The following is a 21,455-nucleotide window of genomic DNA, read 5'->3' as shown; positions in this document are numbered from 1 at the left end:
CCCATGCGCGACACGTTCTTGACCACGACCGAGCAGATCCTCGACGCCGACCCGGACGTCGCGATCGTCCTGGCGGACATCTCGGCGGCGCAGCTGGCCGGCGCCGCGCGACGGCACCCGGACCGGGTGATCAACGTCGGGATCCGCGAGCAGCTGCTGGTCAGCACGGGCGCGGGCCTGGCGCTGGCGGGGCTGCGGCCGATCGTGCACACGTTCTCGTCGTTCCTGGTGGAGCGCGGGTTCGAGCAGATCAAGCTGGACTTCTCGCACCAGGAGCTGGGCGGGGTGCTGGTGTCGTACGGCGCGTCGTACGACATGTCGACGGAGGGTCGCACGCACCAGGCCCCGGGTGATGTGGCGTTGATCGATTCTCTGCCGGGCTGGACGGTGCACGTCCCGGGCCATCCGTCGGAGGCGCGCCGGCTCTTGCTGGAGTCGATCCCGGGAGACGGCCGTGTCTACTTGCGCCTCTCGGCTCAGGAGAACGCGTCGCCGCACCTGGGAGTCGGGTTCACACGGCTGCGATCGGGCTCTCGCGGGGTCGTGGTGGCGGTCGGGCCGGTGCTGGATCGGGTGCTGCGGGCCACTTCCGGCCTGGACGTGACGGTGCTGTACGCGTCGACGATCCGCCCTTTCGACGCGGCGGGCTTGCGGTCGGCGGTGCTCGCTGCTTCGGCTTCCGTCGTGCTGGTGGAGCCGTACTTGGCGGGGACGTCGGCGCATTGGGTTTCGGAGGCTTTGTCGGATGTGCCGCACCGGCTGCGGTCGCTGGGGGTGCGACGGGACGCGGAGGTGCGGACGTACGGGGAGATCGCGGACCACGACCTGGCACACGGGCTGGACGCGGGGTCGCTGGGGCTGTCGATCAGGGAGTTCCTGGGGGAGTAGCCGGAGTGACGCCGGTGCCGGCGGCGGGGTGTTCGTACCGGATGTTCGAACCTCTTTGCCGTGCGAGAACTGCCATCAGCTTCTCGTTGTTCCAGCGCTCTTCGACGGTGTTCATCGGCATCTTCACGTGAAGGCTTTCGTAGAGTTTGAATCGGTTGAGATCGAGAACTGTTCCTACGATCGCCATGTAGTGGTCGGCCGCGGCGACCGCGGAGCGATAGGCGATCACCGCCAGGAGGTACGGTGCGATGGCAATGAGCAGCCACAACCCGTCGGTCAACAGGCAACCGGCGGTCTCACCTGTGACGATCAGAGCGACCACGCACAACCGCACCGCGGTATCGAGTTGCTGGCGTGAATCCTGGAGATAGCTGACATGCTCACCGGGGGCGATCAAAGCTACGTGCGGTGCGGTAAGGATCGCGTCGAGCCCGTACTGCTTGCCGATTGCGTCCTCGGCCGAGCGAAGGGCATTGCCGAGCCGGGTCGGCATGATCCGAGAAGCTTCCGGGTAGCGCTCGAAAGCGATCTCTGCTGCAGCCGAGGCAGCATGTAGCCCACTGGCCGCATGTGCCTTGTCGTGTGACAGTCGTCCGGTCAAACCGTGGTCCAGTTGTTCTTTACCCCACAGCCTCGGGTCGCCTTGGTGTCTCTTTCCAGCAGCCTGTCTTTCCTCGTACCTGGCAACCAGTTGCGCCAGGAGAATCTCGTCCTTTGCCGCTGTGAGTTTCTCGTAGCGCCTGTGCAACTTGGTCCGCCGCTTGCGGTGGTGGGTGATACCTCGCCGGAGCAGGATTCGCGAGAGCCACGAACTTCCCCAATAGCCCTCCAGGATTCGCGTCATCCCCAGCTGGAGCGGGTGGAGGAACAGAGCGAAGATCGTAGTGATCAGGACCAACCACACAGCACCGGCGAAATTGATTCCGGTCAGCCGTCTCACCATCAAGTTCAGGTCTGGCGTCGTCCTCCACGCATCACTGGTGGCCAAGGCCACCGTCCACGCGGTCAGGAAAAGTGCGGGCACCACGCTGACGACGCTGAAGTAGCGACCTATCCGTCCGGCCAGGTCGAAGGGGACCGCCGAAGGTGAAGGACTTGTCATCGCGGGCCTAGCCGCGCATCTCGTCGACGAACTCGTCGCAGGCCGGACACCAGTCCCGGCTTCCCTCCGGTCGGACCAGGTTGCCGCACTGGGGGCACCGTCTCCCACCTTGTCGCCTGCGGTGACCGGGAAGCGTCGGTGGTGGGATACTCGTCAGCTGCACGATCCGGCGAACGAAACGCACTCTGCGCATCGCCTCACCCCGCCGTCCAGGAATGGACCATGTTAGGCCAGCATTCAGGCGCAGTCGACTGCGTGAGGCGGGGTGGGGATGGGGGTTTCGCCCTGGGTGGGGCCTGCTGTGGGCATCGTGGTGGTCGCCGTTGCCGGGGTGTTCGGGGGTGGGTGGGCTTGGCTGGCCTTCGGGGTGGTGGTGGCCGGTGGGGTGGGGATGCTCGGTTGGGTCGTGCTTCGGGACGGCGAGCCCGCTAGCGTGGGCGGTATGGGGTCAACCATTCGGCCGCTCGCGCTCGGGGTCATTCGGCGTGGCGGCGCTCTGCTCGTCTTCGAAGGGCACGACGGAGTCAAGGACGAGACGTTCTACCGGCCGCTCGGGGGCGGGATCGAGTTCGGCGAAACCGGTGCGGAGGCCCTTCGGCGGGAGTTCCGGGAGGAGCTCGACGCCGACGTCGAGGTGGGCGCGCGGATCGAGGTGCTCGAGAACGTCTTCGTCTCGGAAGGGCGGACCGGGCACGAGATCGTCTTCCTCTACGACGCCGCGTTCGCCGATCGCGCTTTCTATGCCCGGGAAGAGTTCAAGATCCTCGACGACGACTCCACCGCGCGGTGGGTCGACGTCGCGGACTTTCGCGATGGCAGCAAGATCCTCTACCCCACAGGGCTCACCGAGCTGCTCTTACCGGAGCAGTGACCGCGTCGTCGGCTCCAGCAGCACCCCCGAAGGCGAAGCAGAGCGGCTGAACGACACCGAAAATGGGCCGTCTTCGCGGACCGGCAGCTGGGGGAAGGTGTTCGGGGATGGCTCCGTCTCGAAAGTGGCAAAAGCGGTAGGCGGCGCCGAACGGGACAGGTACAGCTCCGAGCCCGGTGGCGGTGCCGTCAGACCACGTTGGACCGGGCGTAGCAGCAGGACGTTGTCCGAGTCGATCATCGTCTCGTTCGCTTCGTCGCGGTGGGCCTTCCACGCCGGGCCGAAGTAGAAGGCCTCCAGCGCCTCCTTCCGGGCCTCCATCGACCGGAATCCGCGCAGCCACCAGAACTCGTCCGGGGAAGACGGCACGCGGAACAGGCCGAACAGGTGCGCGCCGGCGGCTTCCTGTGGCTCGACGAACTCGCGCTCGAACAGCTCGATCAGGTTGTCGCGACGCCCTGGGTGCAGCGTGTAGCGCCGCAGCTCCAGGACCGTTTCGTACTCGGTGAAAGTCACGAGGCGAAAGCTACCCGGCACCACCGACAAAAAGGATCAGCGGAACGCCGCCAGCCCCGTGACCGCCTGGCCGAGGGACAGCGCGTGCATCTCCTCGGTGCCCTCGTACGTCAGCACCGTCTCGAGGTTCGCCATGTGGCGCATCACCGGGTACTCCAGCGAAATCCCGTTCGCGCCCAGCATCGTCCGGGCCGTGCGGGCCACCTCGATCGCCGACCGGACGTTGGCCATCTTGCCGAAGCTGACGTGGTTGTGGTGCAGCTGCCCGCTGTCCTTGAGCCGCCCGATCTGCATCGCCACCAGGCCGGCGCGGTTGACCTCGACGAGCAGGTCGGCCAGCTTGCGCTGGGTCAGCTGGAAACCCGCCAGCGGCTTCCCGAACTGCTCCCGCGACAGCGTGTACTCCAACGCCGATTCGTAGCACGCGCGCGCCGCGCCGACGACGCCGAACAAGATCCCGTAGCGGGCCTCGTTCAGGCAGGACAGCGGCCCGCGCAGGCCCTTGACCTCGGGGAACATCGCCGACGAGGGGAGCCGGACGCCGTCGAGGACCAGCTCGGCCGTCAGGGACGCCCGCAGGGACAGCTTGTGCTTGACCTCGTTCGCCGTGAAGCCCGGTGTCGACGTCGGGACGACGAAGCCGCGGATGCCGTCGTCGGTCTGGGCCCAGACGACCGCGACGTCGGCGACGGTTCCGTTGGTGATCCACATCTTCGTGCCCGACAGCACCCAGTCGGACCCGTCGCGCACCGCGCGCGCGCGCATCGAGCCCGGGTCGCTGCCCGCGTCCGGCTCGGTCAGGCCGAAGCAGCCCAGGGCGTCGCCGGTGGCCATCCGCGGCAGCCACTCCTGGCGCTGCTCCTCGCTGCCCCACTTGTGGATCGCGTACATCGCCAGCGAGCCCTGCACCGACACGAAGCTCCGCAGGCCCGAGTCGACGGCTTCCAGCTCACGGCACGCGATGCCGTACGCGACCGCGCTGGTGCCGGCGCAGCCGTACCCCTCCAGGTGCATGCCCAGCAGGCCGAGCGAGCCGAACTCCTTCGCCAGCTCCGACGCGGGCAGCGCGCCCGTCTCGTACCAGCCGGCGACGCGGTCCAGCAGGTTGTCCTTCGCGTACGCGCGGACCGCGTCGCGGATGGCGCGTTCCTCCTCGGCGAGCCCGGCGTCGAGGTCCAGGAAGTCGTGCGGATCCGGGGTGCGGCTCATGAGGGCTCCAAGGGGACGCGTCGGTGCGGTCCCCGCAGGAAACCACAGTCAGGCGTCTGTCCCCTGCGTGGCGTTCGTCACGCGGGCGACAGAAGGACGCGCGGTGCAGCGTCGCTCGACCCGTGGCCGGACCTGCTGGCGCGGGATCAGCAGCTCGCTGAACTGGGGGAACGGGACGCTTTCGACGTCGTCGCGCCAGGCGTCGAGCATCTGGGACAGCACATCGTTCTCGGCCATCTCCGCCTCCTGGCGTTTCGGGCGCGCGGAAGCGCGCTCACACGATCGGGTGGCTAGATACCCAGCGACCGGGACGCCGAAACGCAGGTCTTCAAGATTCTTCCGGCGCGTCACCCACCCATGGCAGAATCGCGTCGCCGCCGCCATGGCCTCAACTCCCGAGGAGCGCACATGCGCGCACTGCGGACGGCAAGTCTGCTCGCCCTGACCACCACAGCCCTGCTCGGCGGCGCCGGCACCGGCGTTGCCGCCGCCCAGGGCAACCCGTGGCGCCAGGTCGGCCACACCACCGCCGAGAACCGCGTGAGCGGCGAGGGCATCACGACGCTCCGGCTGCCCGGGCAGGCCCCCGAGACCGTCTACCGCAACGGCGCGACCATCCCGCAGCCGCTCAAGGACGAGGGCTGGGGCCACGTCGGGGACCCCGACTCCCTGCGCGGCTACGTCTTCGACGTCTACCAGGACACCGTCACCCCGACGCCGGCGAAGAAGATGTACCTGGTCACCAAGCCGGACGGGACGACGACGGAGTTCGTCCACCCGCTGCAGGCCGATGAGCCGGCCGTCAACGCGAACGCCCAGGTCGCGGCCACTCCCGACGGCCAGTGGCTGGTGTCCGGCCCGCTCGGCGAGGTCGACCGGCTCTACGTCTCGCCGACGCCGTTCCTCAACCCGCGTGCCCCGCGCGTCGCCGGTGACCTGCCGATCGCCGCCCGCATCCACCTCGACCACCACATCCGCAGCGCCCAGGGCTGCGACTTCGTCAGCTCGACGCGGCTGGTCTGCGCGACGTCGGACCCGAACAACGACCTGTACCCGACGAACCTGCAGCTGCTGCAGGTCGACCTGGCGCGGCCGCTCAACGGTCACGACGTCACGGCGAAGGTGCGCGAGCTCGGCCAGGTGCCGCTGGTCAGCACCTGCACCGGCACGTTCACCCCGGAAGGCGTCGACTACGACGCGCCGACGGGGGTCCTGCGGGTCGAGGTCGTGCCGCCGTCGCCGTGCAACACGGTGACCGACGTCTATTCGTTCGAGCGCCGCTGAGCCCTCCGGCTACGCTGTGTGGCGTGTCTCGTGTGGTGATTCTCGACTACGGTTCCGGCAACCTCCGCTCCGCCGAACGCGCTGTGGCGCGCGCCGGGGCCGAAGTCGAGGTCACCGCCGACCCGCACGCCGCCGTCGAAGCCGACGGCCTGGTCGTGCCCGGCGTCGGCGCGTACTCCGCCTGCATGGCCGGCCTGCTGTCGGTCAGGGGGCAGCGGATCATCGGCAAGCGCCTCGCCGGCGGCCGTCCCGTGCTGGGCATCTGCGTCGGCATGCAGATCCTCTTCGAGCGCGGCGTCGAACACGGCGAGGAGACCGAAGGCACGGGGGAGTGGCCCGGCACGGTCGACCGGCTGAAGGCCGACGTGCTGCCGCACATGGGCTGGAACACCGTGCGCGCACCGGCAGACTCTCAGCTGTTCGCGGGCCTCGATCCCGAGGAGCGCTTCTACTTCGTGCACTCCTACGCCGCCCGCACGTGGGAGCTGGAGTCGGGCCTGCCCGGCCGCGAGCCGAAGGTCACCTGGGCCAACCACGGCGAGGACTTCGTCGCGGCGGTGGAGAACGGCCCGCTCTGGGCGACCCAGTTCCACCCGGAGAAGTCCGGTGACGCCGGTGCGCAGCTGCTGCGCAACTGGCTCGCGACCCTCTGACCGGGTGACCGGGGCCGCCGCCCTAGAGTTACCGGCGTGACTTTCACGCTGCTTCCCGCCGTTGATGTGGCCGATGGCCAGGCCGTGCGACTCGTCCAGGGCGAGGCCGGCACCGAGACCTCCTATGGCAGCCCGCTGGAGGCCGCGCTGGCCTGGCAGCGCGACGGTGCCGAGTGGATCCACCTGGTCGACCTCGACGCCGCGTTCGGCAAGGGCAGCAACCGCGAGCTGCTCGCCGAGGTCGTCGGCCGGCTCGACGTGCGGGTCGAGCTCTCCGGCGGCATCCGCGACGACGCCTCGCTGAAGGCCGCGCTGGCCACCGGCGCCCGCCGCGTCAACCTCGGCACCGCCGCGCTCGAGGATCCCGAGTGGACCGCGCGCGTGATCGGCGAGTACGGCGACCGCGTCGCGATCGGCCTCGACGTCCGCATCACCGAGGCCGGCCACCGGCTTTCGGCCCGCGGCTGGACGTCCGACGGCGGCGACCTGTGGGAGGTCCTGGACCGCCTCGACCGCGACGGCGCGTCCCGCTACGTCGTGACGGACGTGAGCAAGGACGGCACGCTGAAGGGCCCGAACCTCGACCTGCTGCGCGAGGTCGTCGCCCGCACCGACGCCCCGGTGATCGCGTCCGGCGGCGTGTCCAGTGTGGACGACCTGGTCGCGCTGGCCGGCCTGGAGTCGGACGGCGTCGAGGGGTCGATCGTCGGCAAGGCGCTGTACGCGGGGGCGTTCACGCTGCCCGAGGCGCTGGCGGCGGTCGCGCAGGTCTGAAGGTTACCTCCGGGGTAATCGACGCGGTGCGCGCGGGCGAGCAGGATTCCTTTCAGGACAACGAAAGGACCACCATGACCGCCTACGGAATCGCGCACCTGCGTCCGCCCGCCGTGCTACCCGAGGACGTCTTCCGGTACCTGGAACGCATCCAGGCCACGCTCGATCCGTACGGCGGCAGGTTCGTCGTGCACGGCGCCGACGTCCAGGTGCTGGAAGGCGAGTGGCCCGGCGCGCTCGTGGTGATCGAGTTCCCGGATGCCGCGGTGGCTCGCGAGTGGTACGACTCGCCCGCCTACCAGGCGATCCTGCGCCTGCGCGCCGACCACATCCCGGGTGACCTGGTCATCGTCGAAGGCTGCGGGCCGGACCACGACTCGGCGGCCATGGCGGCGGCGCTGCGCGCGGCGGGTTGACGCCGAAAAGCGGCTGACAGGACCACGCCGAACCACTAGGTTGCCGCGGTGGAGGAGATCGTCACCCAGCTCGAGATGACCGCGGCCGGCCAGCTCACCCCGGCGCCGCCGGTCGACGGGGTGACCCTGCGCACCGTCGAGGCCTCGCCGCTCATCCGCGAGCTGCACGTCCGGATCGGGACGCCCTACCGCTGGCCGAGCGCGTCCCGGACCGACGACGACTGGGCGCGCTGGCTCGCCGAGCCGCACCGGCGCTACCGCCTGGTCGAGTACCGCGGGGAGATCGCCGGCGCCGCCGACTTCGAGCCGCAGCCCGGCGACGACGTCGAGATCACGACGTTCGGGCTGCTGCCCGAGTTTGTCGGGAAGGGGCTCGGCGGGTACGCGCTCACGCTCGTCGTCGCGGCCGCGTGGACGGTGCCGGACGCGCGCCGGGTCTGGCTGCACACCTCGACCCTCGATCACCCGAACGCCCTGCCGAACTACCTGCGGCGGGGGTTCCGGGGCTTCACTCGCTCAGCTTGACGGCGATCCCGACCGTCCGGTCGGCCGGGCCGCGCAGCTTCGAGAAGAACATCGACACCCGCCCGACGACGCCGTACTTGCGCCCGATCACCTGCTGGGCCCGCTTGGTCTCCTCGAGGTCCAGCAGCCGGGCCTGGCCGCTCGCCACCGCGCCGTGCGTCTTCTTGCCGCGCAGGTCGCAGGCCTGGACCTCGACGCGGCCGCTGTTGCGGATCCGCTTGACCTTGCCCACGTCCCGGACCGAGTTGAAGACGAGCTCGCCGCCGTCGCCGGCGACCCAGATCGGGGTCGGCACGGCGCGGCCGTCCTTGCGGAACGTGGTCAGGACGACGTAGCGCTCGGCCGCGAGCCGATCCGTTTCGGATGCCATGCGTCCACGGTAGTCAGGGCGTCCGGCGCCGCAGCGTCGCCGCGCCGAGGACCAGCGCCAGCAGCGCGCAGCCGGCGACGACCGCCAGGTTCCGCAGGATCACCGCGTCCACCGTCGGCGAAGCCGTGACGCGGTTCAGCGCCTCGACCGCGTAGGACAGCGGCATCACGTCGGACAGCCACCGCAGCGGCCGGCCCATGTCCTCGCGCGCCGCGATCAGGCCGCACAGCAGGATCTGCGGCAGCACGAACACCGGCATGAACTGGATGGCCTGGAACTCGGTGCGCGCGAACGCGCTGACGAACAGCCCGAGCGCCATCCCGAGCAGCGCGTCGAGGACGGCGATCACCAGCAGCAGCACGACCGGGCCCGCCAGGTCGAGGCCCAGCCAGGACAGCGAGACGGCCGTCGCGAGCGCCACCTGGACGACGGCGAGCACGCCGAACGCCAGCGCGTAGCCGAAAAGCAGGTCGAGCCGGCCGAGGGGGAGCGTCATCAGCCGCTCCAGGGTGGCCGTGGTCCGCTCGCGCAACGTCGTGATCGACGCGATCAGGAACATGATCAGGAACGGGAAAACGCCGAGCAGCGCGGGTGCGACGTGGCTGAACACCACCGTCGAGTTGAAGACGTACCGCAGCAGGATCATCAGCAGCGTCGGCACCAGGACCAGCATCACGACGGTGCGCGGGTCGTGCCGCAGCTGGGCCAGGATGCGCCGCGTGGTGGCGAGCGTCAGCGCGGGGCTCACGACGCGACCCGCACGAGCCGCAGGAACGCCTGCTCGAGGTCGGCGGCGCCGGTACGCCGTCGCAGCTCCGCCGGCGCGTCGTCGGCCAGCAGGACGCCCTCGCGCATCAGCAGGAGCCGGTCGCAGCGCGCGGCTTCGTCCATGACGTGGCTGGACACCAGCAGCGTGGCGCCGCCTTCGGCGAGCCGGCGGAACAGCGCCCACAGCTCGTCGCGCAGCACCGGGTCGAGCCCGACGGTCGGCTCGTCGAGCACCAGCAGCTCGGGCTTGCCGAGCAGCGCGACGGCGAGGTTCGCGCGGTTGTGCTGCCCGCCCGAGAGCGAGCCGACGAGCTTCCCGGCGTGGTCGCCCAGGCCGACCTCGCCGATGACCCGGTCCACATCGGACACCGGGGCGCGCAGCACCGCGGCGAAGTAGCGCAGCGCCTCCCGGACGGTCAGGTCCGCGTAGATCGCCGGGTTCTGCGTCGCGTAGCCGATCCGGCGCCGCAGCGGCGGGCTGCCCGCGGGCAGCCCCAGCACGGTGACGGTGCCGCTCTCGACGAGCTGCACGCCGACGATCGCGCGCAGCAGCGTCGTCTTGCCGCAGCCGCTCGGGCCGAGCAGCCCGGTGACCACACCGCGCGGGACCGCGAAGCTCACGTCGCGCACCACCGGCCGCCCGCCGCGGCGGACCCGCAGGCAGGTGACCTCGACGGCAGAATTAGTCATGCGATTAATTCTGCGCTCGCCGAGGTCACGGCGTCAAGCGGGCTTCCGGCTCAACGCGGAGGCGCAGTTCGGCGGAAGCGCTTCAACGGAATATTTGCAACGCTTTGCGGGCTGGGTTTTTCCCGCACACTGGAGGGTGTAGATGGCCGTCACACAGCAGGTTCCGGTTCATCCGCAAGCGGGTTTCTTCGGCTCGGGCCCGTATCCCGCGCACCGGGCGCGGGTCGTGGTCATCGCGGTCCTCGCCGGGTTCGCGTTGACGGCGCTCTGGTCGGCACCGTTCGTCGACTCCGTCATCGGCGACAGCGTCGCCAACACGTTGCTCGGCTACGACGCGAAGGCCACCCCGATCGGCGGCGTGCTCGCCGGGACGCTGTTCGCGTTCGTCTCCGGGCTCGCCGGCTCGTTCACCGCCTGCAACATCGCCGCGTTCGGCGCGGTCGCGCCGCTGGTCGGCGCCGAGGCGGGCGGGAAACGGCGGTTCGCGACGACGCTCAAGCCGCTCGGCTGGATCGCGGCGGGCATGCTCACCGTGTCGATCGTCTACGGCGTGATCGTCGCGCTGGTCGGCACGCGGATGCCGCAGTTCGACACCGCGCCGGCCAGCGGGCTGACGCCGCGCAGCATCCAGTCGATGGTCGCCTTCGGCGTCGTCGGCCTGGTGTTCCTGGTGCTGGGCCTGGCTTCGGTGGGCGTGATCGGCAACCCGATCGGCGCGCTGACCCGGCGGCACCCGGCCGCGCCGCTGGTCCTGATGGGCGCGCTGATCGGCGGGTTCCTCATCGGCCGGCCCTACCCGCTGTTCCGGATCATGTTCCGCAGCGCCGCGGAGCAGCACAACGTGTTCTACGGCGCCGCCGCGTTCGCCCTGCAGTCACTCGGCAACATCGTGATCATGGGCGTGCTGTTCCTGATCCTGACGCACGCGACGGGCGGGCGCGTGCAGCGCTGGCTGGCCGCGAAGCCGGGCCGCATCGCCGCCGTGACGGGCGCGGCGCTGCTCGTCGGCGGCACGTTCACGCTGCTCTACTGGGACGTGCGCGTGCTCGGCCGGCTCGGGATCATCTGGTTCCCGACGGTCAGCTGGTAGGCCGCCCGAGCCAGCGGTAGTCGGGCGAAGGGTCGAGCTGGACGCCGTCCGCGACGGCGACCAGCACGGCCTCCGGCTGCGGCCCGGTCACCGTCAGCCAGCGCCCGGACGGCAGCCGGACCGCGACCAGCGCGGGTTCGCCGGGCTTCGGCGCGGAGTAGAACCCGGGGCCGGCGCGCACGGAAATGCTTGCGGCGCCGCCGATCCCGGGCGAGCCGGCGCCGACGGCGGCCGTCACGGCCGGGACCGACGGGCGGGCCGGGTCGGCCGCCGTCAGCTCGGTGCTCGCGTCGTCCGGGCCGGTGCCCCGGACGGCGGCCGAGCGTTCCGTCAGCCCCGCCGGCAGCGGCCCGAACCGCAGCTCGCCGCGGACGCCGACCGGGGTCGCCTCGACCGACTCGGCGATCCGCTGGGCGACCGCGCGGGCGTCCGGCACCCCGCCGACCCGGGCGGTGAGCACGTGGTCGTCGTCGGCCAGCCAGGTGAGCAGGGCGGCGGTGCCGGTGTCGCCGGTGACCATGGCGACCCGGCCGTGCACCACGATCTGGTCCTTGATCGACGCGATCTTCAGCGCGGTCCGCGACCACTCGGGATCGGCCGTCGGGTACGCCGACAGCGTGACCTCCGCCGGCCCGGCGAACCACCGGCGGACCTGCGGCGTGAGGCCCGGGCCGCCTTCGCGGCTCTGCTCGGTGAAGCCGTCGGGCAGCCAGCCGGGGGTGTAGCCGAGCACCGGGCGGCCCGCGGCCGGGTCGAGCACCGGCGGGCTCGTGAGCACCTGCGTGCCGACGAAGACCCCGGCCACCAGCAGCACCACGGCGGCGGCCACCAGCGTCAGCCGCGCGACCGGACGACGGCGCCGGGCGTCCGCGAGCGCGTCCCGGACCGCGTGGCCGTCCGGCGCGCGGGCGGCGAGGCGGTCGAGGCTCTCCCGGATCAGCGTCTCGGTCTCGTGGTCGCTGCGGGTCATTCGGGGGCTCCGGTGGTCAGGGGCGCGGGGTGGGGTGCGTCCCGGAGGGTGGCCAGGGCACGGGAGATCTGGCTGCGCACGGTGGAGGTGCCGCAGCGCAGGACGGCGGCGATCTCGGCGTCCGAGTAGTCCTCGTAGTAGCGCAGCACGACCGCGGCGCGCTGCTTGCGGGGGAGCGTGGCGAGCAGGGCGAGCATCGCGTCCCGCTCGTCGTAGGCGGTGGCGGGGTCGGCTTCGGGCGGGGACAGCGCGTCGAGGACCTCGTGGCTGCTCGGCACCATCCGCCGCACGGCCCGGCGGCGCCACGACAGGTACTCGTTGGTGACCATCTTGCGGACGTAGGTCGGCGGGGCGTCGATGCCGTCCCAGCGCTGCTGCGCGCGCAGCAGGACGTCCTGGACGATGTCCTGCGCGAGGTGCGGGTCGTTCGTCAGGACGGTCGCGTAGCGGAGCAGCCCGTCCAGCCGCTCCGCCACGAACTCTTCGAAGCCCACGTACGTCCCTTCGCCCGCCTGTCACCTTCATGGACGTCCGGGACGGCCGAGTTGATGCACGCGGCCGGGAAGTTTCTTTCGTGACGGAGTTCACCGGTTCGGCCCAGCTCGCGAGCCTTGTCCGTCACTGAGCGGCAGATGCCGGGCGGTTCGGTCTTGCTCCGTCACGGTTGTTCACGAGTCCGGGTGAGTGGCGGCTCCGCTGCGTTCCCGGCCTTCGGCGGTGCCGTGGATCGCCTCGGAAAACCTGTCGGTGGGCCGTGCTTTCCTGAACCGGACAGATCGGAGGGGGAGATGACGGCGGGGAAGCAGCGGGCGGCTCTGGCCGTCTCGGTGGTGCTCGTGGCGGCGTTCGTGGCCGGCCCGTTCGCGCTGGTCGTGGGCGTGATCTGGGGGCTGGTGCGGTTCGGCCGCGGCTACCCGCGGCGGTTCACGGCCGAGCAGGTGCGGGAGGGCCCGGGGTTCCGGTACCACCTGGCTTCGTTCGGGGTGCTCTACCTCGTGCCCATCGGCGTGGCGGCGACGGCGTACTTCCTGCTGTCGGCGTACCTGCAGTGGTTCGGCGACACGTCGGGCGTCGGCTGGCTGATCTCACTGCAGCGGTTCTTCGAGACGGTGTCGCGGTTCTTCTCGGACCACCTGAAGCTGAGCGAGTTCTCGGTGTTCGCCGTGCTGATCGGCGTCTACCTGCTGACCTGCCTGCTGCTCGCCCGCCGGGACGCCGGGCCGTGGCGCGGACGCACCGCAGCCGGGCTGGGGCGGGCCGCGGACTTCTACACGAAGTACAGCGGACCGGCGGCCGCCGGGCTGGCCACACTCGCGGCGCTGACGCTGTTCGGCATGCAGGTGGGCGTGCCGGCCACGGACCTGCAGGTGAAGTTCAAGGTGGCGCAGCAGGGCTACGCCGAGGTGACGAAGAAGCTCGAGGCGGGCCTGACCGAGCGCGTCGCCGGCAAGCTCTACGACAAGGTCCAAGCGGCGTTCCCGCAGTCCTACCGGGACGCGCTCGCGGCGCGGGCCACGCAGCTGCCGAACCTGCTCGACACCGCGCGGAGCAGCGCGGCGAGCGCCAAGCCGTACGACGTCAGCCTGCCCGCGGTCGACGACGCCGTCCGCGCGGAGACCGTGAGCCGCGACAAGGCCGCGGGGATCGGGCCGGAGCTGCGGGTCGAGGGCACCGGCCGGGCGACGCCCGGCGAGGTGACGCCGGAGCAGGTCGAAGCCGCGCGGGCGGTCGTCGACGCACGGCCGGCCGAGCCGGGCATCGACCTGGTCGCCGACAGCCGGAAGAAGGTGACGCTGCAGGTCGAGAAGGTGGCCACCGAACGGATCGCGGCGCTCACGAAACCGGTGACGGACGCCGTCCCGTTCCTGGACCCGCTGGTGCAGGCGTTCGTCGAGGCGGCGGACAAGGGCCTGCAGGACCGGCTCGCCCGGGCGTACGACCGCTTGGCCGAGCTGGTGCTGCGCGCCCCGCAGGACCTCGGCGCGGCGGTCGACCGCGAGGCCGCGGACCTGGTCCGGCAGACGGACGTCGCCAAGCCGGTCGCGCACGCCACGCCGCGCGCGGAGGACCTGGCGCGCACGTTCGCCACGACCGTCTCGGCGCTGCGGGACGCCCCGGTCCAGCTGGACCGGAAGGTCACGGAGGTGATCGAGGCCCGGCGGCCACCGCCGGAATACGACCCGTCGGGCAAGCTGAAGCTCACCCTTCCGGACATCGAGTCGTTCCGCCTGCCACCGCCGGAGTACTACAGCCTGCGGTACCCGTACGACTACGGCCTGGGCAGCTACGGAACGCGCGATTACGGCCTGCACGGCTACACGCCGCCGGACACGTTCCGGGTGCCCCCGGAGATCGCCCGGGTACCCCGGATCGCGCCACCACCACGGGTGAGCATGCCGCGGATCTTCGTCTGGTGACGGCGGCGGTCGTGAGTGTCCAGGAGGGGCGGAACCCTCCTCGCCACTCACGACCGGCCGCCGTAGGCCCGGCGACGAGGAGGCCGTGCGGGTAGCCGCGGCGGGCCCGGCACGCGGTGCCGGTCGCCGAAACCGGCCGGGCGTGTTGTCCGGTCCCGGCGCGAGCGGTGTCAGCGCCACCGGTCCGGCGTGAGCGGCGTCGGCACCACCGGTTGCGGTCGTCGGCGTCCGCGAGCGCCGCCGGGAGCAGCCCGCGCGCCTGGGTGAGCTAGACGGATCGGGTGGCCGGGCCCTGACCGCCGGGTGCCGGGTCGAGGTAGTACTGCGCGACCGGGGCGAGCAGTGCGACCAGTTCCTCGTCGTCCGCGTCGGCCAGTGGGGGCAGTTTGATCACGTAGCGCAGCAGCGCGACGCCGATCATCTGCGCGGCGATCCCGGTGACGCGCACCGGCGGCACGTCGAGCGCCTTGGCGACCTCGGCCAGCACCGTGCGCTCGATGAACTGGCGCATCATGAGCGCGACCTGCTCGTTCGTCGCCGCGGCGCGCAGCATCGCGAGGAACGGCGTCCGCCCCTCCGGCGCGGCCCAGAGCGCCAGGAAGGCGCGCACCAGCCGTTCGCCCACGCCCGAGCGCGGGCCCGTGAGGATCGCCGGGACCAGTGAAGCCGGGTTCACCGGCAGGTTCATCGACGCCGCGAAAAGCTGCTGCTTGCTGCCGAAGAAGTGGTGCAGCAGCGCCGCGTTCACCCCGGCGTCGGCGGCGATCCCGCGGACCGTCGCGCCGTCGTACCCCAGCTCCGCGAACCGGTGCCGGGCCGCGTCGAGGATCTTCTCCCGCGTCTCCGTCCGCCCCGGCCGCCGCCCCGCCTGTGCCATTGCCCGAGCTTAGAACGCCCTTGACTACGCTTGCGGTCATGTCTGTCGCGGTGCGGGTGATCCCCTGTCTCGACGTCGACGCGGGCCGGGTCGTGAAGGGTGTCAACTTCGCCGGCCTCCGCGACGCCGGCGATCCCGTCGAGCTGGCCCGGCGTTACGACGCCGAGGGCGCCGACGAGCTGACGTTCCTCGACGTCACGGCGTCCTCGGGCGACCGCGAGACCACCTACGACGTCGTCCGCCGGACCGCCGAGCAGGTGTTCATCCCGCTGACCGTCGGCGGCGGCGTCCGCAGCAACGACGACGTCAACCGGCTGCTGCGCACCGGCGCGGACAAGGTCAGCATCAACACCGCCGCGATCGCCCGGCCGGAATTCCTCCACGAGGCCTCGCGCCGGTTCGGCGCCCAGTGCATCGTGCTGTCGGTCGACGCGCGCCGCGTGCCCGAAGGCGGCGAAGCGACGCCGTCCGGCTTCGAGGTCACCACCCACGGCGGGCGCCGCGGCACCGGCATCGACGCCGTCGAGTGGGCCGCGCGCGGTGAGGAGCTCGGCGTCGGCGAGATCCTGCTGAACTCGATGGACGCCGACGGCACCAAGAACGGCTTCGACCTCGAGCTGATCGACCTGGTCCGCAAGGCCGTGCGGGTGCCCGTGATCGCCAGCGGGGGAGCGGGGGCCCTGGAGCACTTCCTGCCCGCGGTGCGCTCCGGCGCGGACGCCGTCCTCGCCGCCAGCGTGTTCCACTTCGGACAGTTGAAGATCGGCGAGGTCAAGACCGCGCTGCGCGACGGCGGGGTGGAGGTCCGATGAAGTCCTGGCGCGCACCCGTCGAGGTCAAGGTCGTCGCCGCCCTGCTGATCGGCTTGCCGGTGGCGTGGGCCCTGCTCGACCTGATCCCCGTGCTGAGCGCGGGCTCGAGCCTGGCCATCTACCGGACGCCCGCGCTCGCCCTGATCCTCGGCGGCGTCGTGACCACCGGGCTGGCGGTGAAGATGGGCAGCGCCCGGATCGGCGGCCTGGTCGTCACCGTGGTGTTCGCGCTGCTGCACGCGTTCCTGCTGCTGGGCGCCGAACTGTGGTTCAACAAGGTGTTCTCCGGCCTGTCCTTCTTCGGCTACGGCTACGCGTTCGTCCTGTTGAACTCCATGCCGCTGAAGCGGCACCTGCTGGGAGCCGAAGCATGAACCTCGACGCGGGCGTCTCGGCGCGTCTCAAGCGCAACGCCGACGGCCTGATCGCCGCGGTCGTCGTCGAACACGCCACCTCGGACGTGCTGATGATGGCCTGGATGAACGACGACGCCCTCGCGGCGACCCTGTCCACCCGCCGGGGCACGTACTTCTCCCGCAGCCGGCAGAAGCTGTGGGTCAAGGGCGAGACGTCCGGGCACTACCAGCACGTCCGCGAGGTCCGCATCGACTGCGACGGCGACACCGTCCTGCTGCGCGTCGACCAGACCGGTCCCGCCTGCCACACCGGCACCCACACCTGTTTCGACACCGAGGAGCGCCTGCTCCTGGCCGACGAGAAAGAGCACACCGCGTGAAGATCGCCGCCGACATCCTGGTCGGGCTGGTCGCCCTGATCCACGTCTACATCGTCGTCCTGGAGATGTTCCTCTGGAACACCCCGCGCGGACGCGCGGCGTTCGGGACCACCGAGGAGTTCGCCAAGGAGAGCGCGCCGCTGGCCGCGAACCAGGGGCTGTACAACGGTTTCCTGGCCCTCGCGCTGGTCTGGGGCCTGATCGCCACCGACCCCACGGGCTACCAGCTGAAGCTCTACGGCATCGTCTGCGTGATCATCGCCGGCATCTACGGCGCGGCGACGGCGAACAAGCGGATCCTGTTCGTGCAGGTGGTGCCGGGCGTGCTGACGCTGATCGCGCTGCTGCTGGCCAGGTAACCACCGTCCGGTCTACGCTCCGTCCCCTGGGGAAGGGGGCGGCCGTGGGGCTGCGGCGGGGGAGGGCGGCGCTGGTCGCCGGGAGTGTGCTGCTGGGGCTTGTCGCGGTCGCCGCGCTGGTCCTGGCGCTGGTGGCGGGCGAGCCGTACATGCCGCTGGTGGTGCCCTTCGCGGCGCTGTCGGCGTTGTGCGCGGGCTGGGCCCGCCGGCTCGGCCGCCGGTACGCGGCGGCCACGGGTGTGGTGCCGCCCGGCTGGGACGACGTCGACCTCGACGTCCAGACCACCCGCGTGCGCGCGCTCGGCCTCCGCGCGACCGGGTTCGCGGTGCTCTGGGCCGTCGTCACCGTCGTGGCGGGTGTCGCTGCCGCCGTGGTGCTGACGCGGGATCCCGCGTCGTCCGGCACCGATTCGCCGCCCGAGATCGCCGCGGCCACGCCGCTGGTGGTCATCGTCTTCGCCCTGATGGGGTTCGGGTTCTCGGTCGCGGCCGCGGTCAACTGGCGACGCCGTCATCGCGCGGTGACGGCGTCCGGCTGGCGTCCGGCGACGGCCACGGTGACCCGCGGCAGCGGCATGTGCACCGTCATCCTGACCCTCGGCGACGACACCCGGATCCGCACCCAGTCGATCGGTTCGACGCACGGCGCCGCGAACATGACGGACTTCCCGGGCACCCCGGTGCGCTTCGGCGGGGCGGACCGCTCGATGGTGGTGCTGTTCCCGCGCGGCCTCTTCCGCAACGGCCCGTACGCGGTCCCGGTCAGGTCACTCGAGCCGAAGCCCGGCGCCCGTCCGACGGCACAGAGCTGAAGCCCTGCCCCCTTGCACGCCCGGGCGCGACGTCCGGTTGCCCGGGTGTCGGCTGTCTCCCGAACCCCGCCGAACCGTGGCTTTCCGCTCTACATTCCGGGAATGGACCTGGAGCGACGGCGGAAGATCGCGGACTCGCTGCCGCTGCCCGGGCGGCGCGGGGCCCGGGTGGCGGGCGTGCCGGAGTACACCCGGCTGGTGCGCGAGCAGGGCGACCGCTCGGTGTTCTTCGTGGTGCTGTCGGCCGCGATGCTGCTGGGCGCCGCGCCGGTGTCGCTCGCGAGCGTCGGGGCCGGCACCGTGCTCTTCTTCGTGGGCGCGATCGGTGTCGCGGGCTGCGTGGGCACTCTGGTGCGGTGGCGGCGCCGCTACCGGGCGGTGCGCGTCACGGGCTGGCGCGACGCGACCGCGACGATCGGCTACGTGGGGCCCAGGTCGCGGGGCCCCGCGGTGGCCGTGAAGTTCGCCGACGGCAGCCGGATCGACCTGCGGATGGCCGACAGCGGGTGGACGGTCCAGGCGTTGTCCGAGCTGCCTGACCTGCCCGCGCTCGTCGGCGGCCACGGCTCGGCCATGGTCCTGCTGGTGCTGCCGCGGCCGCCGTGGTGGACGCGGCCCCGCGTTTTGGCGGCTAAGGCCGAGACCCACCGCTGGACGCCTGAGCCATGACCGCTTGCACGCGCGGGCGCCGCGTTCGGTTGCCCGCGTGTCGGTTACCTCCCGAACCCCGCCGGCACAAGGGTTTCCGCCCTACATTCGGCGGATGGATCCGGAACGGGACTACGCGGCCGTGCTGCGACGGCTCACGCGGCGCAGAGCGGCCTGGGTGGTCGCCGGTGCGGTGGGGGCGCTGGTGTTCGTGGTCTTCGTGATCGGCACCGCCTACTCGGTCCTCGACCCGGGTTACGGCCTCGACGACGGTGAGCTCGCCGCCGATTTCGGGGTGCTCGCCGGTTCCGGGGCGCTGTCCGGCTTCGCCGTCGTCCGGATCCGCGCCGGCGACCGCCGGACCGGCGACGTGCTCACGCGGATGGGCACCGGCAGCTGGCTCCCGCCGGTGGTGCCGCTCGACGACGAGGAGCGCTTCGCGGCCGAAACCCGCCGGCTGCGCGGCCTGGGCGTGCGGGCGGTGGGGATCGCGTTGCTCTGGTTCGGCGTGCTGGCCGCCGCGACCACCGGGCTCACGTTGGTGGACGACGCGGCCGAGCACCTCCTGGCGACGGGGGCCCGCACCGCGGGCGAGGTGGTGAGCGTCCACGACACGAGGCACGGCAGCGGCGCGTCGTCGATGCGGGTGCGCTACCCGGCAGGCGGCGTGTCCCGGACCGCGGAGATCGTCCGGGACACCGAACGCGCGTACGCGGTCGGCGAAGCGGTGACGGTGGTGTACGACCGGGCCGACCCGGCGCACGTCCGGACGGTGGAGGAGCCCAACGCCGACCAGGGCCTCTTGGGGATCCTCGTGGTGCCGATGCTGCTCGCCTGCGTCGCGGTGCCCTGGTCGCTGGTGGCCGCCGCGGGCTGGTGGCGGCGGTACCGCGCCGTCCGGCACACCGGCTGGCGCGTCGCCGAGGTGCGCGTCGTGCCCGACTACCCGGTCCGCAAAGGACGGCACCTGCCGGACCTCCACGTCCGCTACGGCGACGACTCCCGCGTGGTGCTGCGGGCCGTCGCCTCGACGCACGGCGCCACCGGGTTCCAGGGCCGGCGCGACCGCGAGGCGTGGGTCGGCGGCTGGGGCCGGGCCATGGTCGTGCTGTTCCCGGACGCGCCGCTGCGCAAGCGGGCGCTCGCCGTCCCGGCGCGCGCGATTTCGCCGCGGCGGCGGCCTCCGGCCGCGTAATCTGGGCCGATGGGGGAAGACGCGGCTTGGCTGCCGGAAGAGGACGAAACCGCACCGGACGGGGCACCGCCGGATCCGGCCGCCCAGATCGCCAGGCTGCCGGGGTACGGCCGGCGCGCGCTGGCCATCGCGCTGCTCCTGCTGGTCGCCGCCGGAGGCGTGTTCGCCGGCCTGGTCGTGTACGAGTACCCCGCCCGCGCGCTCCTGCGCGACGGGGTCCACGTGACCGGGAAGGTGCTGTGGTTCGACGACCACCCGAGAGAGCAGGCGATCCGCGTCTCCTACGACGTGCGGGGTGAACCGGGCTACGCCACCATCCCCGTGACGTCGGGACGGCGCTACATCGTGGGCGGGACGCTCACGGTGATCTACGACCCCGCGAACCCGGGCCGGGCGCGCACGCTGCTGGAAGACCGCCTGGACGGACGGGTGTCCGCCTTGTTCTGGATCCTCGGCCTGTTCGTGCTGACGTTCGCCGGCGTGAGCCTGGCCGCCGCCCTCCGGTGGCGCCGGCGGCACGCGGCGGTGCTGCGGACCGGCTGGCGGCCGGCTTCGGTCACCGTGCGGCCCGACTACCCGGTCCGCCGGGGCCGGCACCTGCCGGACCTGCTCGTCGAGTACCGCGACGGCAGCCGCGCCGAGCTGCGGGCCTCGATGTCGTGCCACGGCAGCACGTACTTGTGGCACCGGCCCGCACGACCGGCGTGGGTCGGCGGGGCGGGCCCGGACATGGTCGTCCTCTTCTCGCGCGGCGACCTGCGCCGGCCGTACGCGGTCCCGGCGTTCGGCCGGACGTCGCGCACCGAGATGGGCCGGCGCGTGCCCTAACCGATGTCGCCGCTGATGTAGCGCTGCACGTTCGGCGCCACCGCGGCCACCAGGGTTTCGACGTCCGCCGCGGCCAGTGGCTCGAACTTCGCCACGTAGCGGATCATGCCCATGCCCACCAGCTGGGACGCGCAGAGCGTGGTGCGCAAGGGGATCTGGTCGGAGCCGACCGACGAGAGCACGTGCGTGAAGAACTTCCGGAAGAAGTCGCGCAGGACCTGGCCCGCCTGCTCGTGGCCGGCGACGCTGCGGATGAGCGCCACGAACACGCCGCCGCCCGCGCTGTCCCAGCGGGTGAGGAACGTGCGGACGATCCGCTCGCCGAACTCCTCGTCAGGGCCGTCGCGCAGGGTCTCCAGCAGCTCCAGGGGGTCGAACGGCAGCTCGAGCACCGCGCGGGCGAACAGGCCCTCCTTGCTGCCGAACCAGTGGTTGACCATCGCGGCGTCGACGCCGGCGCGGGTGGCGATCGCGCGGACGGTCGCGCCGTCGTAGCCGTTCTCGGCGAACACCGACCGCGCGGCGTCGATCAGGGCCGTGCGCGTGTCCTGGCCCGCGGGCCGGCGGCCGCGGCGGCGCGCCGTAGTCTCGGGGTTGTCGGTGGTGCTCACCGCCCCATCATGACTCATCCGCGATCCTGAATTC

At 71.8% G+C, this 21,455-nt stretch carries 28 protein-coding genes; 17 read left to right on the top strand and 11 right to left on the bottom strand.

Features of this window, described 5'->3' with window-relative positions; all coding sequences use genetic code 11:
* Positions 1 to 3 precede the first annotated feature (3 nt).
* Positions 4 to 888, top strand: a complete 885-nt coding sequence (locus OG570_RS47450) for a transketolase family protein (RefSeq protein WP_326955047.1) — start codon at positions 4 to 6, stop codon at positions 886 to 888.
* Here the strand turns inward: OG570_RS47450 and OG570_RS47445 are convergent.
* Complete coding sequence (locus OG570_RS47445; protein ID WP_326955046.1) at positions 866 to 1,915, bottom strand: hypothetical protein; 1,050 nt, start codon at positions 1,913 to 1,915, stop codon at positions 866 to 868. The genes OG570_RS47450 and OG570_RS47445 overlap by 23 nt on opposite strands.
* Before the next feature lie 376 nt (positions 1,916 to 2,291).
* On the opposite strand from OG570_RS47445, the gene OG570_RS47440 reads away from it, so the two are divergent.
* Positions 2,292 to 2,861 (top strand): NUDIX hydrolase, encoded by a 570-nt coding sequence (locus OG570_RS47440; protein ID WP_326955045.1) that lies wholly within the window; start codon positions 2,292 to 2,294, stop codon positions 2,859 to 2,861.
* Here the strand turns inward: OG570_RS47440 and OG570_RS47435 are convergent.
* The 3 genes from OG570_RS47435 to OG570_RS47425 are packed head-to-tail and all read right to left on the bottom strand — an operon-like array spanning position 2,847 to position 4,823.
* Positions 2,847 to 3,377: an NIPSNAP family protein gene (locus tag OG570_RS47435; protein WP_326955044.1), complete on the bottom strand. Its 531-nt coding sequence runs from the start codon at positions 3,375 to 3,377 to the stop codon at positions 2,847 to 2,849. The genes OG570_RS47440 and OG570_RS47435 overlap by 15 nt on opposite strands.
* Positions 3,378 to 3,413: 36 nt before the next feature.
* On the bottom strand, positions 3,414 to 4,586 hold the full coding sequence (locus tag OG570_RS47430; protein ID WP_326955043.1) for an acyl-CoA dehydrogenase family protein: 1,173 nt from the start codon (positions 4,584 to 4,586) through the stop codon (positions 3,414 to 3,416).
* A 48-nt stretch (positions 4,587 to 4,634) separates the two neighbouring features.
* On the bottom strand, positions 4,635 to 4,823 hold the full coding sequence (locus OG570_RS47425; RefSeq protein ID WP_326955042.1) for a hypothetical protein: 189 nt from the start codon (positions 4,821 to 4,823) through the stop codon (positions 4,635 to 4,637).
* A gap of 171 nt (positions 4,824 to 4,994) precedes the next feature.
* Here OG570_RS47425 and OG570_RS47420 point away from each other — a divergent pair, with 171 nt between their 5' ends.
* From OG570_RS47420 to OG570_RS47400, 5 genes are all read left to right on the top strand, one after another.
* Positions 4,995 to 5,870 (top strand): hypothetical protein, encoded by an 876-nt coding sequence (locus OG570_RS47420; protein WP_326955041.1) that lies wholly within the window; start codon positions 4,995 to 4,997, stop codon positions 5,868 to 5,870.
* Positions 5,871 to 5,902: 32 nt separating this feature from the next.
* Positions 5,903 to 6,523 (top strand): imidazole glycerol phosphate synthase subunit HisH, encoded by a 621-nt coding sequence (hisH, locus tag OG570_RS47415; protein ID WP_326951457.1) that lies wholly within the window; start codon positions 5,903 to 5,905, stop codon positions 6,521 to 6,523.
* Between the two features lie 36 nt (positions 6,524 to 6,559).
* Positions 6,560 to 7,297, top strand: coding sequence for a bifunctional 1-(5-phosphoribosyl)-5-((5-phosphoribosylamino)methylideneamino)imidazole-4-carboxamide isomerase/phosphoribosylanthranilate isomerase PriA (priA, locus tag OG570_RS47410; RefSeq protein WP_326955040.1), 738 nt, complete (start codon positions 6,560 to 6,562; stop codon positions 7,295 to 7,297).
* Positions 7,298 to 7,371: 74 nt separating this feature from the next.
* Positions 7,372 to 7,713 carry a DUF1330 domain-containing protein gene (locus tag OG570_RS47405; protein ID WP_326955039.1) on the top strand — a complete coding sequence of 114 codons (342 nt, stop codon included), beginning with the start codon at positions 7,372 to 7,374 and terminating at the stop codon, positions 7,711 to 7,713.
* A gap of 48 nt (positions 7,714 to 7,761) precedes the next feature.
* A complete protein-coding gene (locus tag OG570_RS47400) occupies positions 7,762 to 8,238 on the top strand; it encodes a GNAT family N-acetyltransferase (RefSeq protein ID WP_326947387.1) in 477 nt (158 codons plus the stop codon).
* On the opposite strand, the gene OG570_RS47395 is transcribed toward OG570_RS47400, so the two are convergent.
* The 3 genes from OG570_RS47395 to OG570_RS47385 are packed head-to-tail and all read right to left on the bottom strand — an operon-like array spanning position 8,222 to position 10,066.
* The gene (locus tag OG570_RS47395) at positions 8,222 to 8,608 is read right to left on the bottom strand and encodes a PPOX class F420-dependent oxidoreductase (RefSeq protein WP_326947388.1); all 387 of its coding nucleotides are present in this window, start codon (positions 8,606 to 8,608) and stop codon (positions 8,222 to 8,224) included. The two genes, OG570_RS47400 and OG570_RS47395, sit on opposite strands and share 17 nt — an antisense overlap.
* A gap of 13 nt (positions 8,609 to 8,621) precedes the next feature.
* A complete protein-coding gene (locus OG570_RS47390; RefSeq protein WP_326955038.1) occupies positions 8,622 to 9,356 on the bottom strand; it encodes an ABC transporter permease in 735 nt (244 codons plus the stop codon).
* Positions 9,353 to 10,066 carry an ABC transporter ATP-binding protein gene (locus OG570_RS47385; RefSeq protein WP_326955037.1) on the bottom strand — a complete coding sequence of 238 codons (714 nt, stop codon included), beginning with the start codon at positions 10,064 to 10,066 and terminating at the stop codon, positions 9,353 to 9,355. Before OG570_RS47385 ends, OG570_RS47390 begins: the two co-directional genes overlap by 4 nt.
* A gap of 142 nt (positions 10,067 to 10,208) precedes the next feature.
* Here OG570_RS47385 and OG570_RS47380 point away from each other — a divergent pair, with 142 nt between their 5' ends.
* Positions 10,209 to 11,156 (top strand): hypothetical protein, encoded by a 948-nt coding sequence (locus OG570_RS47380; RefSeq protein WP_326955036.1) that lies wholly within the window; start codon positions 10,209 to 10,211, stop codon positions 11,154 to 11,156.
* Here the strand turns inward: OG570_RS47380 and OG570_RS47375 are convergent.
* On the bottom strand, positions 11,146 to 12,126 hold the full coding sequence (locus OG570_RS47375) for a hypothetical protein (protein WP_326955035.1): 981 nt from the start codon (positions 12,124 to 12,126) through the stop codon (positions 11,146 to 11,148). The genes OG570_RS47380 and OG570_RS47375 overlap by 11 nt on opposite strands.
* Positions 12,123 to 12,620, bottom strand: coding sequence for a SigE family RNA polymerase sigma factor (locus OG570_RS47370; RefSeq protein WP_326947393.1), 498 nt, complete (start codon positions 12,618 to 12,620; stop codon positions 12,123 to 12,125). The genes OG570_RS47375 and OG570_RS47370 overlap by 4 nt, the downstream gene beginning before the upstream one ends.
* A 294-nt stretch (positions 12,621 to 12,914) precedes the next feature.
* On the opposite strand from OG570_RS47370, the gene OG570_RS47365 reads away from it, so the two are divergent.
* On the top strand, positions 12,915 to 14,543 hold the full coding sequence (locus OG570_RS47365) for a hypothetical protein (RefSeq protein ID WP_326955034.1): 1,629 nt from the start codon (positions 12,915 to 12,917) through the stop codon (positions 14,541 to 14,543).
* Positions 14,544 to 14,811: 268 nt separating this feature from the next.
* Here the strand turns inward: OG570_RS47365 and OG570_RS47360 are convergent, their stop codons facing one another.
* Positions 14,812 to 15,420, bottom strand: a complete 609-nt coding sequence (locus OG570_RS47360; RefSeq protein WP_326955033.1) for a TetR/AcrR family transcriptional regulator — start codon at positions 15,418 to 15,420, stop codon at positions 14,812 to 14,814.
* A 38-nt stretch (positions 15,421 to 15,458) separates the two neighbouring features.
* Between OG570_RS47360 and hisF the strand changes: the two genes are divergently transcribed.
* The 8 genes from hisF (at position 15,459) to OG570_RS47320 (ending at position 20,810) form a co-directional block, all read left to right on the top strand.
* Positions 15,459 to 16,232: an imidazole glycerol phosphate synthase subunit HisF gene (hisF, locus tag OG570_RS47355; protein ID WP_326947396.1), complete on the top strand. Its 774-nt coding sequence runs from the start codon at positions 15,459 to 15,461 to the stop codon at positions 16,230 to 16,232.
* A complete protein-coding gene (locus OG570_RS47350) occupies positions 16,229 to 16,606 on the top strand; it encodes a hypothetical protein (protein ID WP_326947397.1) in 378 nt (125 codons plus the stop codon). The genes hisF and OG570_RS47350 overlap by 4 nt, the downstream gene beginning before the upstream one ends.
* Positions 16,603 to 16,968, top strand: coding sequence for a phosphoribosyl-AMP cyclohydrolase (hisI, locus tag OG570_RS47345; RefSeq protein ID WP_326947398.1), 366 nt, complete (start codon positions 16,603 to 16,605; stop codon positions 16,966 to 16,968). Before OG570_RS47350 ends, hisI begins: the two co-directional genes overlap by 4 nt.
* A complete protein-coding gene (locus OG570_RS47340; protein ID WP_326947399.1) occupies positions 16,965 to 17,327 on the top strand; it encodes a DUF1304 domain-containing protein in 363 nt (120 codons plus the stop codon). The genes hisI and OG570_RS47340 overlap by 4 nt, the downstream gene beginning before the upstream one ends.
* 44 nt (positions 17,328 to 17,371) lie before the next feature.
* The gene (locus OG570_RS47335; RefSeq protein ID WP_326955032.1) at positions 17,372 to 18,139 is read left to right on the top strand and encodes a hypothetical protein; all 768 of its coding nucleotides are present in this window, start codon (positions 17,372 to 17,374) and stop codon (positions 18,137 to 18,139) included.
* A gap of 102 nt (positions 18,140 to 18,241) precedes the next feature.
* Positions 18,242 to 18,808, top strand: a complete 567-nt coding sequence (locus tag OG570_RS47330; protein ID WP_326955031.1) for a hypothetical protein — start codon at positions 18,242 to 18,244, stop codon at positions 18,806 to 18,808.
* A gap of 94 nt (positions 18,809 to 18,902) precedes the next feature.
* Positions 18,903 to 19,982, top strand: a complete 1,080-nt coding sequence (locus OG570_RS47325) for a DUF3592 domain-containing protein (RefSeq protein ID WP_326955030.1) — start codon at positions 18,903 to 18,905, stop codon at positions 19,980 to 19,982.
* 9 nt (positions 19,983 to 19,991) lie between these two features.
* Entirely contained in the window at positions 19,992 to 20,810 is an 819-nt protein-coding gene (locus OG570_RS47320; protein ID WP_326955029.1) for a DUF3592 domain-containing protein, read from the top strand.
* On the opposite strand, the gene OG570_RS47315 is transcribed toward OG570_RS47320, so the two are convergent.
* Entirely contained in the window at positions 20,807 to 21,439 is a 633-nt protein-coding gene (locus tag OG570_RS47315) for a TetR/AcrR family transcriptional regulator (RefSeq protein ID WP_247062893.1), read from the bottom strand. The genes OG570_RS47320 and OG570_RS47315 overlap by 4 nt on opposite strands.
* Between the last annotated feature and the right edge of the window lie 16 nt (positions 21,440 to 21,455).

Source organism: Amycolatopsis sp. NBC_01286 (assembly GCF_035982555.1).
In the GTDB taxonomy this organism is placed as follows: domain Bacteria; phylum Actinomycetota; class Actinomycetes; order Mycobacteriales; family Pseudonocardiaceae; genus Amycolatopsis.
Note: the sequence above shows the minus strand (reverse complement) of the source record. Positions and strands in the feature narration are given on the sequence as shown.